Annotated in this window: 9 protein-coding genes; all 9 read right to left on the reverse strand. The window is 55.4% G+C overall.

Going from position 1 to position 13,644, the window contains the following annotated elements:
* Nucleotides 1-106 precede the first annotated feature (106 nt).
* Nucleotides 107-1,528, reverse strand: a complete 1,422-nt coding sequence (locus ACEQ15_RS17430) for an FAD-dependent oxidoreductase (RefSeq protein ID WP_370280528.1) — start codon at nucleotides 1,526-1,528, stop codon at nucleotides 107-109.
* 78 nt (nucleotides 1,529-1,606) lie between these two features.
* Complete coding sequence (gene gltB / locus ACEQ15_RS17435) at nucleotides 1,607-6,064, reverse strand: glutamate synthase large subunit (RefSeq protein WP_370280529.1); 4,458 nt, start codon at nucleotides 6,062-6,064, stop codon at nucleotides 1,607-1,609.
* A gap of 194 nt (nucleotides 6,065-6,258) precedes the next feature.
* Nucleotides 6,259-8,109, reverse strand: coding sequence for an AAA family ATPase (locus tag ACEQ15_RS17440; RefSeq protein ID WP_370280530.1), 1,851 nt, complete (start codon nucleotides 8,107-8,109; stop codon nucleotides 6,259-6,261).
* An 11-nt stretch (nucleotides 8,110-8,120) separates the two neighbouring features.
* Nucleotides 8,121-9,221 (reverse strand): 3-dehydroquinate synthase, encoded by a 1,101-nt coding sequence (aroB, locus tag ACEQ15_RS17445; protein WP_370280531.1) that lies wholly within the window; start codon nucleotides 9,219-9,221, stop codon nucleotides 8,121-8,123.
* Between the two features lie 40 nt (nucleotides 9,222-9,261).
* Nucleotides 9,262-9,780, reverse strand: a complete 519-nt coding sequence (gene aroK, locus ACEQ15_RS17450; protein ID WP_370280566.1) for a shikimate kinase AroK — start codon at nucleotides 9,778-9,780, stop codon at nucleotides 9,262-9,264.
* A gap of 4 nt (nucleotides 9,781-9,784) precedes the next feature.
* Entirely contained in the window at nucleotides 9,785-11,896 is a 2,112-nt protein-coding gene (pilQ, locus tag ACEQ15_RS17455; RefSeq protein ID WP_370280533.1) for a type IV pilus secretin PilQ, read from the reverse strand.
* An 11-nt stretch (nucleotides 11,897-11,907) separates the two neighbouring features.
* Entirely contained in the window at nucleotides 11,908-12,477 is a 570-nt protein-coding gene (locus ACEQ15_RS17460; RefSeq protein ID WP_370280534.1) for a pilus assembly protein PilP, read from the reverse strand.
* Between the two features lie 11 nt (nucleotides 12,478-12,488).
* The gene (locus ACEQ15_RS17465; protein WP_370280535.1) at nucleotides 12,489-13,094 is read right to left on the reverse strand and encodes a type 4a pilus biogenesis protein PilO; all 606 of its coding nucleotides are present in this window, start codon (nucleotides 13,092-13,094) and stop codon (nucleotides 12,489-12,491) included.
* A complete protein-coding gene (locus ACEQ15_RS17470) occupies nucleotides 13,091-13,642 on the reverse strand; it encodes a PilN domain-containing protein (RefSeq protein WP_370280536.1) in 552 nt (183 codons plus the stop codon). Before ACEQ15_RS17470 ends, ACEQ15_RS17465 begins: the two co-directional genes overlap by 4 nt.
* Between the last annotated feature and the right edge of the window lie 2 nt (nucleotides 13,643-13,644).

Consider the following 13,644-nt stretch of genomic DNA (forward strand, 5'->3'; position numbering starts at 1 on the left):
GCTGCAACTTGCGCATTGGTTTCTGAAGCAGATCAAGAAACTGATACACAAAAACCAAACTACAAAAAGGGCCGCTCTAAGCGGCCCTTTTCAGTGTCGTTTCGGATCAGACTTCCAGGTAATCCATAATGCCTTCAGCCGCCTTACGGCCTTCAGCAATCGCGGTAACCACCAGATCAGAACCACGCACCATATCGCCACCGGCGAATACTTTCGGGTTGCTGGTCTGGAAGGCGAACTGAGACGCCTCCGGTGCTTTTACGCGGCCGTCTTCGTGCAGGTCGATACCGAAGTCAGCAAACCATGGTGCCGGGCTTGGACGGAAACCAAACGCCACCAGAATCGCATCAGCAGGCAGGATCTCTTCAGAACCCGGTACCACTTCCGCACGGCGACGGCCATTTTCATCCGGCTCACCCATCTTGGTGGATACCACCTTGATACCGGTAACCTTGCCGTTTTCACCCACAACCTCAACCGGCTGACGGTTAAACATGAACTGCACACCCTCTTCGCGTGCGTTTTCCACTTCACGCTTGGAGCCCGGCATGTTCGCTTCGTCACGACGGTAGGCACAGATAACGGACTCAGCACCCTGACGGATAGAGGTACGGTTACAGTCCATCGCGGTGTCACCACCACCCAGAACCACAACCTTCTTCCCTTTCATATCCACAAAGCCGTTTTCGTCCTGTGGGTAACCCAGGCAGTTGTTCACGTTGGAGATCAGGAATGGCAGCGCATCAAACACCCCGTCCAGATCTTCACCCGGGAATCCGCCTTTCATGTAGGTGTAGGTACCCATGCCCAGGAAAACGGCATCGTACTGATCGATCAGGTCCTGCATGGTCACGTCTTTACCCACTTCAGTGCTCAGACGGAACTCAACGCCCATCTCTTCGAACACTTCGCGACGACGGGTCATCACGTTCTTTTCCAGTTTAAATTCTGGAATACCGAAGGTCAGCAGACCGCCGATCTCCGGGTTACGATCGAAGACAACCGGTTTAACGCCGTTGCGTACCAGGATGTCAGCACAGCCCAGACCCGCAGGGCCTGCACCGATGATCGCTACTTTCTTGTCAGTCTCAGGCACGTGAGACATATCCGGACGCCAGCCCATCGCAAAGGCGGTGTCGGTGATGTACTTCTCTACTGAACCGATGGTTACAGCACCGAAGCCATCATTCAGCGTACACGCATCTTCACACAGACGGTCCTGTGGACAAACACGGCCACAGACTTCCGGCAGGGAGTTGGTCTGGTGGCTCAGGTTAGCCGCTTCAATGATGTTGCCTTCGGAAACCAGCTTCAGCCAGTTTGGAATATGGTTGTGAACCGGACACTTCCAGGAGCAGTAAGGGTTACCGCACTCCAGGCAGCGGTGCGACTGCTCAGCCGCATCTTCTTTTTTGAACGGTTCGTAGATCTCGGCAAATTCCTTTTTACGAACGTCCGCCTCAATCTTGCTCGGTCCTTCACGGGACACATCGAGGAACTGGAAATCGTTCTGCAAACGTTGAGTCATGTTCCCACCTCATCTGGGCGCCTGCTCACGCAGGCGCTCGTTGCTCTTTCACCTGTTAATTAAATCGCCCGAATCTGCTTATTCAGGACGGCTGCGCATGTTGTCCAGCAGGTCACCCAGGCTTGCCGCCTTCGGTTTAACCAGCCAGAAACGACCGATAAAGTCGTCAAAGTTATCCAGGATCTCCTGACCCCAGGCGCTGCCAGTCTCTGTGACAAATTCGATGATCACAGAGCGCAGGTGGTTCTTGTACGCTTCCATCTGTTCAGTATGGACGCGGTGGATCTCAACCAGCTCGTGGTTGTAGTTATCCACAAAGGTATTTTCCTGATCCAGTACGTAGGCGAAACCACCGGTCATACCTGCACCGAAGTTGTAGCCTGTTGGACCCAGTACGGTTACCAGACCGCCAGTCATGTATTCACAGCAGTGGTCGCCGGCACCTTCGATGACCGCGTGGACACCGGAGTTACGTACTGCAAATCGCTCACCGGCACAGCCCGCTGCAAACAGCTTACCGCCGGTTGCACCGTACAGACAGGTATTACCCATGATTGAGGTTTCGTTGGACTTGTAAGTCACCTCGTCGAATGGACGCAGGACAATCTTACCGCCCGCCATGCCTTTACCAACGTAGTCGTTGGCGTCACCTTCCAGGTACAGGTTCTGACCACCGGCGTTCCACACACCGAAGGACTGACCCGCATGCCCCTTGAAGTTGAAGGTGATCGGCTGGTCCGCCATACCTTTGTTGCCATGCGCTTTCGCGATGGCACCGGAAGTACGCGCACCTACAGAGCGGTCACAGTTAGTGATGGTCAGAGACCACTCGCCGCCCTGCTTGCCTTCGATCGCCACCTGAGTCAGCTCCAGCATCTGCTGGTTCAGAGTTGCCGGATCGTATGGTTCGTTACGCTCAACCTGACAGGTCTGCGGGTACTCCGCAGGCACACCACCGTCGGAAACGATCGGTGTCAGGTCCAGGTTTTTCTGTTTGCTGGTTTCGCCGTCCAGGATCTCCAGCAGGTCAACACGGCCCACCAGCTCTTCCATGGAACGCACACCCAGGTACGCCATCCACTGACGCGCTTCTTCTGCCACAAAACGGAAGAAGTTTTTCACCATCTCAACGGTACCGCGGAAGTAATCTTCACGCAGTTTGTCGTTCTGGGTTGCAACACCGGTTGCACAGTTGTTCAGGTGACAGATACGCAGGTATTTACAACCCAGCGCTACCATCGGCATGGTACCGAAGCCGAAGCTCTCCGCACCCAGGATGGCACCTTTCACCACATCCAGACCGGTTTTCAGACCGCCGTCTGTCTGCAGACGTACACTACCACGCAGGTGGTTACCGCGCAGGGACTGGTGTGCATCGGACAGACCCAGCTCCCATGGGGAACCGGCGTGGTGGATGGAGGTGAGCGGGGATGCCGCAGTACCACCGTCGTAACCGGAGATGGTGATCAAGTCCGCGTAGGCTTTAGCAACACCACACGCGATGGTGCCAACACCCGGACGGGAAACCAGCTTCACGGATACCAGACCTTCAGGGTTAACCTGTTTCAGGTCGAAGATCAGCTGCGCCAGGTCCTCGATAGAGTAGATATCGTGGTGCGGCGGAGGCGAGATCAGGGTTACGCCCGGTACGGAGTAACGCAGACGTGCGATCAGGCTGTTGACCTTACCGCCCGGCAGCTGACCACCTTCACCCGGCTTCGCGCCCTGGGCAACCTTGATCTGCATAACTTCAGCGTTAACCAGATACTCAGGGGTCACACCGAAACGACCGGATGCCACCTGCTTGATCTTGGAACGCTTGATGGTGCCGTGACGGGCTTCGTCTTCACCACCCTCACCGGAGTTGGAGCGGCCGCCCAGTTCGTTCATCGCTACCGCCAGCGCTTCGTGCGCTTCCGGCGACAGTGCACCCAGCGACATCGCTGCGGAGTCAAAGCGCTTGAAGATGCTCTCAACCGGCTCGACGTCATCAATAGAGATGGACTTAACGTCTTTGCGCAGGGACAGCAGGTCACGGATAGTTGCTACGCCACGCTTGTTCACCAGATCAGCGTACTTCTGGTAGTCCGCGTAGTTACCGGACTCAACCGCTTCGTGGATAGTACGTACCACATCCGGGTTGTAGGCGTGGTATTCACCGTCGTGCTTATACTTCAGCAGACCACCGGCCTGGATCGGTTTACGCGCGGTCCAGGCTTCTTTCGCCAGCAGACCCTGCTCGTACTGGAAGTCTTCAAAGCGCGCACCTTCGATACGGCTGCTTACGCCCTTGAAGCAGAGATCAACGATCTCGCTGCTCAGACCGATCGCTTCGAACAGCTGTGCACCACGGTAGGAGGCGATAGTGGAGATACCCATCTTGGACAGGATCTTCATCAGGCCTTTGTTGATACCTTTACGGTAGTTCTCGTGGGAATCCAGCGGCTCCATCGGCAGTTCGCCGCTTGCACACAGGTCATTCAGGACACGGTACGCCAGGTATGGATACACCGCGGTCGCACCGAAACCGAACAGTACAGCGAAGTGGTGAGGGTCACGCACGGTACCGGACTCAACAACGATATTGGAGTCACAGCGCAGACCCTTCTCAACCAGACGGTGGTGTACCGCACCGGTTGCCATCGCAGCATGTACCGGCAGGCAATCACGGGCGATTGCGGAGTCGGACAGCACCAGGATCACTTTGCCGTTGCGTACAGCCTGCTCTGCCTTGTCAGCGATCGCTACGATCGCGTCTTCCAGAGAGATATCGTTCGGGTTGTAGTTCAGATCGATGATCTCAACGTCAAACCCTTCTACGTCGTTGTCACGCAGACGACGGAACTTGCTAGCAGACAGTACCGGCGTGGTCAGGATCACTCGACGGGCGTGCTGAGGCGTTTCTTCGAAGACGTTCTGCTCGGCACCGATACAGGTTTCCAGAGACATAACGATCGCTTCACGCAGCGGATCGATTGGCGGGTTGGTTACCTGCGCAAACTGCTGACGGAAGTAGTCGTAAACCGAACGTACACGGCTGGACAGCACCGCCATTGGTTTGTCGTCACCCATGGAACCTACAGCTTCCATACCGGTTTCACCCAGTGGACGCAGGACCTGGTCACGCTCTTCGAACGTCACCTGGAACATCTTCATGTGGGTCTTCACTTCTTCCGGAGACATGTCACGGAAGGAGCGGGACTCCTCAGTCAGGTTCATGGTCTGTTCCAGACGCATGGCATTTTCTTTCAGCCATTTCTTGTATGGCTGCGCCTTCTTCAGGCGGTTGTCCACATCTTCGGTGTGCAGCACTTCACCGCTGGACGTATCGATAGCCAGGATCTGGCCTGGACCTACACGGCCCTGTGCCACAATATCTTCTGGCTGATAATCGAATACACCGATCTCGGATGCAGTACAGATGTAACCCTGCTTGGTCATCACCCAACGGGACGGACGCAGGCCGTTACGGTCAAGCATACATACGGCGTAACGACCGTCGGTCATTACCATACCGGCAGGACCGTCCCACGGCTCCATGTGCATGGAGTTGTAGTCGTAGAATGCACGCAGTTCAGAGTCCATGGTATCTACGTTCTGCCAAGCAGGTGGCACGATCATACGTACCGCACGGTAGATATCCACGCCACCGACCAGCAGGAACTCCAGCATGTTATCCATGGAAGAGGAGTCAGAACCGGTGGTGTTTACGATCGGCTGCAGTTCATCCAGATTTGGCAGCAGCTCGGTCTTGAACTTGCTCGCACGCGCTTTCGCCCAGTTACGGTTACCTTCAACCGTGTTGATCTCACCGTTGTGCGCCAGGAAGCGGAACGGCTGAGCCAGCGGCCAGCGTGGTGCAGTGTTGGTAGAGAAACGCTGGTGGTAAGTACACACCGCGGTTTCCAGACGTGGGTCTGCCAGATCTTTAAAGAACACTGGCAGGTCAACCGGCATGGTCAGGCCTTTGTAGGAGATGACCTTGTCGGACAGACTGGCAATGTAGAAATCTTCGTCGGCAGACATCGCGATCTCTGCCTTACGACGAGCAACATACAGGCTAATACCAAATTCGCGCTCGGTTTTGCCACCGTCTGCGATAAATACCTGCTCAATCTGAGGCAAGGTGTCTTTGGCGATAGGCCCCAGACAACTATCATCAGTTGGAACCACACGCCAACCTGTTACCCCCAGACCTTCAGCTTCCAGCGCTGCATTTACAGCATCGCGAGCTGTCTGAGCGGACGCGGCGTCACGTGGCAGGAAAACCATGCCTACAGCGTACTGTTCACCCAGTTCGGTATTCAGCTCTTCTTTTGCTACGGTGCGCAGGAAACCGTCAGGTTTCTGCATCAACAGGCCACAACCGTCACCTGTCTTACCGTCAGCAGCGATACCGCCTCGGTGAGTCATGCAGGCCAGTGCTTCAATCGCTTTCTCCAGCAGATCGTGGCTAGGCTGACCCTGCATATGTGCCATAAGGCCAAAGCCACAGTTATCCTTAAACTCGCCGGGGCGATAAAGACCCTTGCTCATAAGCCCTCACTCAAAATTCTTTATAATCAATATCTTACGTAATGCCCCTTATGCTGCAGTTGCGCAGTGCAGACAAAAAGGGGAAGCCATTTTACACACGAAGCTCTAGAAGAACAAATTTTAGACAAGCAGGAGGGCTCGAAATGGCCGTAAAAACCATCCCAAAAAACAGGCAAGTAGTTGTTTATAAAGGACTAACGTTTGCGGATGTCGCTATGAATACCTTTCATGCTTCGCGCCCATGGGCGCAGCTTTTTGAGCCCTTGCGGGAGACCTGAAACCGCGTTTGTCGCCTGCTTTCGATCAGTATACGAGCCGTACACAACCACATACCACGGCTTACCTTTAAACAGGGTGGCAAAGACCCGCAGACCGTCCTGATCAGGGTAGGCTTTCAGGAAACGTTCTGTGCTGGACTTCTCACGAGCGCCCAGCAACTGCAGGGTATAATTGCCAGCCGGTTCAGCCAGCAGTAGCTTCTCATCGGCAAGGATTCGGGCACTGCGCGGCACCTGACCTTCCGCCAACACACTTTCAGGCTTTTGCTCGGACTTTGCGGGAGCTGCTTCGACCGGTTTCTGGACCGGCTCGGAACGATCCACAACCTGCGGCGTTGTTTCTGTTGCAGGTTTCGGGGCAGCTATCGCAACCACTTCCGGTTCTGGTGCCTTCTCCTCTGAGGAGACCGGAGCTACTGCTGTTTGCGCTACCGTTTTCTCCTGGGGAGCAACCTTTGGAGTTGCAACAATCGGATCAACAGGCTTTTGTTCAGGCGGAAGCTCCACCTTCGCGCTGGCAGGTGTGACCGGGGTTGCCACAGCCGATTTCACCTCAGTTTTAGAAGGCGCCGGAGCGCCTGTATCCGGCGGCGCCGTAATCGATGCAACCGCTTGTTCGGGCACCTGTGATGGTGTTGTAACCTTGGCCTCGATCGGCGCCTCAACTTGAGGTTTCTCTTCCTGAACGGTTATCACCGGCTCTGGTTGAGGTTTCGGCACAACCTCATCCGGCACAGCAGGCTGCTTCAGACGTGCTTCCTGCTCGGCCAGGCGTTTGTCCAGTTCGGACACCTTCGGCGTTTGAGACTGACCGGGAATCGAGAGATGTAGCGGCACCTGAACCCGCTTGCTGCCTTCATCAACCGTGACCGTAGGCTCCTCATCCGGCGCAAAGGTCCAGGCCGCCGCAACGGTAATCATAATCAGCAGCAGCACAATCCCCCCCATATGCAGAGGAGGGAGTGGAAATGCCCGGCGCCCGGTAGATTCTTCTTTTGCCGCAGGCGGCAGTTCCTTCGGCGCTTTATCGGCGTTGTTGGCTTTTGGTTTTTTCTTCGGCTTGGCTTTCGCCGGAGCATCGCCGTTCAGTAGCCCTGGATAGCCCCCGGAGCGTTTAACCATCGCTTTGATATCTTTATCAGACATCATGCGTGCACCCGCCACCGCCTGCAGGATGAACTCCTTCATCTCTTCATCGGCAAACGGTTCCAGTGGCAGCTGATGGTAACGGCCTGCCAACGCGTCCAGCCAACGACTGCTTTCCAGGCGTTCAGCCAGTTCCGGTTGCCCCACCAGCAACAACTGGGGTGCGGTACCGTCATTATTATCGTGCGCGAGCTGCAGATTGATCAGCAGATCCAGCGCTTCGTCGGATAACCGATCGGCATCATCCACCATAATAAGCAGGCGCTGACCATGATCGCGGGTCACCTTGATCTGCTCATTCAGTGCTTCCAGCTTGCCCTGATCGCTGTCGATAAAATTGCCGTGGCTCGGTAGCTGGGCCAAGAGGCCAGACAACAGGGTGCCCAGTGGCAGGTCATCCACCACCGAAATCAGGCAGGCGTGAACACTGTTATCTGCGGTAGAGGGGGAGATCTGCTTCAACAGGGTCGTTTTACCCACACCGTTTTCACCGGTCAGCAACAGGAGAAAATCGGAAAAGCGGATCAGGTGACGGACTTTATCAACCAGCTGCAGGCGTGACTCCGGCTCAAAATAGGCGGTGCTGCTCAGCGTGGAAATTGCGGCCTGTCCGTCACTCACAGAATTGATCCTCAGGCGTCGCCAGCGCGGCCTAGCTGCTCACCGGCTGCCAGCGTTTCTTCCAGCAGTGCAGCCGGGAAGTCAGCCGTCACCACTGCTTCACCCAGCTGTTTCAGCAGGACCAGGCGCAGTTGGCCATCAATCACTTTTTTATCCACAGCCATCAGGTTCTTGAAGTCGTCTTCGCTCATGTTGTCCGGTGCAATCACCGGCAACTTGGCCGCCTCCAGAATTGTGCGCACGCGGTCCACATCCGCCTGGGAGATCCAGCCCAGACGCTGCGACAGGTCAGCCGCCATCATGGTGCCTGCCCCCACCGCTTCACCGTGCAACCACTGACCGTAGCCCTGGTGTGCTTCAATCGCATGGCCAAAGGTATGGCCCAGGTTCAACAGTGCGCGGATACCGGATTCTTTCTCATCCTGTGCCACCACTTCAGCTTTCACCTCACAGGAGCGGAAAATCGCCTGAATCATCTCCTGTGGTGCACGGGCATTAAGCGCATCCATGCTGTCTTCCAGCCAGCTCAGGAAATCCGCGTCATAGATCAGGCCGTACTTAATCACCTCGGCCAGGCCCGCAGCCAGCTCTCGCTCAGGCAGCGTATTCAACACCTGGGTATCGATCACCACGCAACGCGGCTGATGGAAGGCACCTATCATATTTTTACCCCGCGGGTGGTTTACACCGGTCTTACCCCCGACAGAGGAATCTACCTGGGACAGCAAGGTAGTCGGCACCTGCACAAAGTCCACACCACGCTGGTAACACGCTGCCGCGAAACCGGTCATGTCACCAATCACACCGCCCCCCAATGCAATCAGCGTGGTGGTACGGTTGTGGCGACAGGTCAACAGCTGATCAAAGATCGTGTTGATCTGATCCAGGTTTTTGTACTGCTCACCATCCGGCAGGATAACCGTATCCACCTGATAAGCATCACCCAGGCTGGCCTGCAGACGTTCCAGATAAAGCGGAGCCACCGTTTCGTTGGAGACGATCATCACCTGCTTGCCGCGGATGTGCTCACGCATCAGCCCCTGATCCAGCAAACCTTCGCCGATAAAGATCGGGTAGCTTCGATCACCAAGATCAACGTTCAGTGTTTTCATTGCTTCGCTCATAGGTGGATTTGGCTCGATAGGGCAGCACTTAAACACGCTGCTGGTAGTTTCGGATAATTTCGGTCACAACGGAACGGGGATGGCGCTTGTCAGTGCGTACCAACAGGTCGCACACGTCCCGATACAGCGGGTCGCGTCGCGCCAGCAGATCGGTGAGCACCTGCTTGGGGTTCTCTGTTTGTAGCAGCGGGCGGTTTTTGTCCCGCGCAGTACGCTCCAGTTGCTGTTCAACCGAGGTAAAGAGGTAAACGACATACCCCCCACCCTGCAGGTTGGCGCGGTTGGCATCACGCTGCACAGCACCGCCGCCAGTGGCCAGCACAATATTGTCACGCTGACACAGTTCGCCGATCACGGCTTCTTCGCGATCCCGGAACCCGTCTTCACCCTCCACATCGAAGATCCACGGGATATCAGCGCCTGCGCGCTCCTCAATCTCCCGATCGGAATCGATGTAGGTCATTTTCAGTTCCTGAGAAAGCAAACGGCCTATGGTGCTTTTACCTGCGCCCATAGGCCCCACGAGAAAGATATTCAATTCGGTCAGCCCGTTAGTTGATAGTCAGGGACTCCCGAATCAGTTTTGGCGTAATAAAGATCAGGAGTTCCGTTTTTACCCCTGTATTCTCTTTGTTCTTGAAAAGATTGCCAAGTACCGGAAGGTCGCCTAGCAGTGGCGTTTTGTTAATAGTTTCGGATGTGGTGTTCTGGAACACGCCGCCCAACACGATGGTTTGACCGTCGGGTACCACTACCGCAGTCTCTAACTCGTTGTTATCAATGGTGATTTGACCGTTAAAGGTGGTTTCTCCCAGAGAGTCCTGCTTGATCAGCAGATCCATCGCAATTCGGTCGCCCGGATTAATCCGTGGGGTCACTTCGAGGCGCAGCACTACGTCCTTAAATTCGATCTTCACCTCACGGTCTTCCACTGTCTGGAAGGCAATCTCACGGCCGGATTCGATGCTCGCAGTCTTACCGTTCATGGTCACGATCTTCGGCTGGGAGATGATCTCCGCCTGGCCGTCACTCTGCAGAGCGGAAAGCTCCAGTGCCAGCAGTGAGCTGCTGCCCGGCTTGATGCCGATGGCGATTGAGGTCGGGTTGGTCACGGTCGCGCCCAGATCCACCGCCAGACTGGAAGCGGTTGGGCCGACACTGCCGCCAGCTACCACATTACCGATATCGCTGCTCAGTTTAAAACCGTTGTCATCGTTATTGTCGTAACCGAAGCCCCATTTTACCCCAAGGTCCTTAGTTACAGAGGAACGTGCGGTTACCAGACGCGCCTCAATCAACACCTGCTGCACTTCCACGTCGAATTTGCGCAGTGTTTTGCGGATTTCGGCCAGTGCTTTTTCGGTGTCACGCACCATCAGGACGTTGGTTTCGTCATCCGCCATCACAAAGCCACGCTCCGGGGTGATCAGCTTGGCGTCTTCCAAGTGGGTTTTCATTTCGGATGCTTTACGGAAATCCACCTGGATGTACTGGGTCTGCAGTGGCGCCAGCTCTTCGATCTTTTTGCTGTTCTCCAGCTCCTGCTCTTCACGCTTGGCAATCTCATCCGCCTTGGCGACCAGTAGCACGTTGCCGAGGATACGCTTATCCAGACCTTCCGTGCGCAGTACAATATCCAACGCCTGATCCCAAGGCACGTTCTTCAGACGCAGGGTGATATTGCCGTCGACTTCGTCGCTGACTACCAGGTTCAGCTCAGCCACTTCAGCGATGATCTGTAATACGGAGCGCAGTTCAACGTCCTGGAAGTTCAGGTCGATCGGCTCGCCGCTATACGGGAACAGTTCTTTCTGGCGCTCTTCCGCCTCTTCGCTGGTCACCGGCTTAAAGTCCAGCACCAGCTGAGTACCCGTCTGGTACGCCAGGTAGTTGTAGGGTTCAGCACCCGGTTTCACCAGTACGGTGGTGTTTTCACCTGCGCCCATCGAGTCGATAAACATCACCGGAGTGGCAAAGTCCTGCACATCCACACGCTGCTCCAGCGCACGGGAGAGGCTGGCACCCAGCAGGTTAACCACAACGTTGTTGCCCTCTTCCTGGATATCCACACCGGCTTTGTCATCAGACAGGCTGATTACCACGCGCCCCATCCCCTCTTCAACACGCTTGAAGTCGATACCGGTAATGCGGGTGGATTCCGGCTCCAGCGGCTGGTTCGGATTTGCCGCCAGTTTTGCCTGCTCCAGTTTGCTCGGCTTACGCTTTTCGGTAACCGTGGCATCCCCCTCTCCGATCACAACAAACAGACTGTTCTGGTCAGTAAAGGCACGGTAGCCTGCCGACTCATACAAACTGGTCACGATACGCAGACGGCCTTCAACTTGGGCGAAGCTGACACTGTCTACGACGCCAGTGGCAACCGCCAGGTTCTTGTTCTCCAGGTCGCTGGTAACACCAAACAGGTCCATCACAATACGCGCTGGCTGATCTATCTGGTAACTTTTCGGTAGCGGTGGCGGGGCATCAAAGTCAAAACGCAACTCCACCTTTTTGCCCGGCAATGCAACAAACCTAGCGTCTTTCAGCAGCATCTCCGCCGAAGCGAGTGGCGCGATGCAGAGCATCAGCAGCGAAAGAAAGAAGCCAGCCAACGGGCCGCAACCGCTTTTCAGCATCCGATTTTCAACAATTAACCTAGCCACAACCTGATCCTTTATCTCTTCTTCGCTACTGAGCCACGCTCATCCAGAGCAACTACGCGAGGGCGTTTCATCCATCCGCCACGACCGTTGGAGACGATCTCCACCAGCTCAATTTTTCGTTCGTCTATTGCTACAATCTGACCGTGATCCAGGCCCATGTAGTCACCCACACTCACCCGGTGCACCGCCCGTTCGGTATCTCTCACCAACGCCCAAAGGGTGTTTTTGCCACGGCGACTGATGGTCCCCACCATCACCAGATCATCCAGAGAAAACTCTTCGAGATCCCCTTTCGCCCGACCGCTGTCCGGCTTCAGGGCATTTTTTTCTTCCGGTTTCTCTTCCGCCAGGGTGCCTACCGCCTGCATCGGCTGCAGAGCGACAAACGGTTCGCGCAGACTGGCGCCTTCGTAAACGAAACTCTCGTAGGGTTTGTATTCCGGCAAAGGCTCGATGCGTCCAGCCGGGCGGGCACGCTCTTTACTCACGAAGCGTTCCAGATCGGTCTTGTCTTCCACCCAGACCATACAACCGGAGGCCAGCATACTCAAAATCGTGACAGTGAATATCCTAATCAACATACTGCGCTCACCTATTGAGTATCATCGTAGCGGTATGTGCGCGCGTTGATGTTCATGGTCAAACGCCCATTCTCCGCTGGGATAATCTTGTAGTCGTGCAGGGTTACGATACGTGGAATCGCTGCCACCCCACTCACGAACTGCCCCATCTGGTGGTACGTACCACCCACAGTAATCTTGATCGGCAGCTCGATGTAGAACTTATTCTTTTTCTCAGGCTGCAGTTCGATCAGCTCGATATCCAGCCCGCTTTCACGACCGATTCGGGTGATGTCATCCAGCAGACCCGGCACCTCGTTCTGGGTCGGCAACTGACGCAACATTTCGGCAAAGCGCTCTTCCACATCCGCCATCTGCTTGCGCAACGCATCAAGGTTTGCAACATCACGCGCCTTCATGGTGTACATCTGCTTCAGCTCGGTTTCTTTACGCTGCGTACGCTCAAGCTGGTTGTTTTTGTCGGTCACGTAGAAGTGGAAACCGGCAGCCGTGATCGCCGCAAATACGATCAGGTAGGTAATGATCTTGACGCCGATTGGCCAGCTACCTGCGGTCGCCAGATCCAGGTTGTTTGGATCAAAACCTTTAAAGGCGTTCTTCAGGCTGTCCCGATTCACTGCTCAGCCTCCTCTGCCCCTGGCTTTTCAAGATTTACGGTGAGACGGAAGTTTTTCATACCGTCCTGGCTATCCACTTGGCTCAGGTTCGGCTCGCCAAACCAGTCGGACTGATCCAGCTTACGCATCAGCGTGGATACTTCAGTGTTGTCCTTCGCCAGCCCGGTCACGCTCACCACACTCTCACGACGAGTCAACGAGGTGTAGTGAATACCGTCCGGCAAGACCCGCACCAGCTCATCAAAGTTACGTACGATGACCGGACGATTGCCCTGCAGTTCGTGGATCGCCTGCAGTCGATCAAGCAGGCGGGTACGCTTGGTATCCAGCTCCTGAATTTCCTTACGCAGGATATCCAGTTTGGCGATCTCGGATTGCAGATATTTGTTGCGCGCTTCCTGGCGCTCAATCTGCATATCTACGTAATAGCCGATGCCCAAAACCACCACCGCTGCAAAAATTGCCGCTGCGGCCACATTGGTGACAAACTGTTTCTGCTGCGCGGCTTTACGCGCTTCACGCCAGGGCCGGAGGTTAATCAGTGCCATGC

Origin of the sequence: Pontibacterium sp. (assembly GCF_964228735.1) — a bacterium.
Lineage (GTDB): Bacteria > Pseudomonadota > Gammaproteobacteria > Pseudomonadales > Balneatricaceae > Pontibacterium.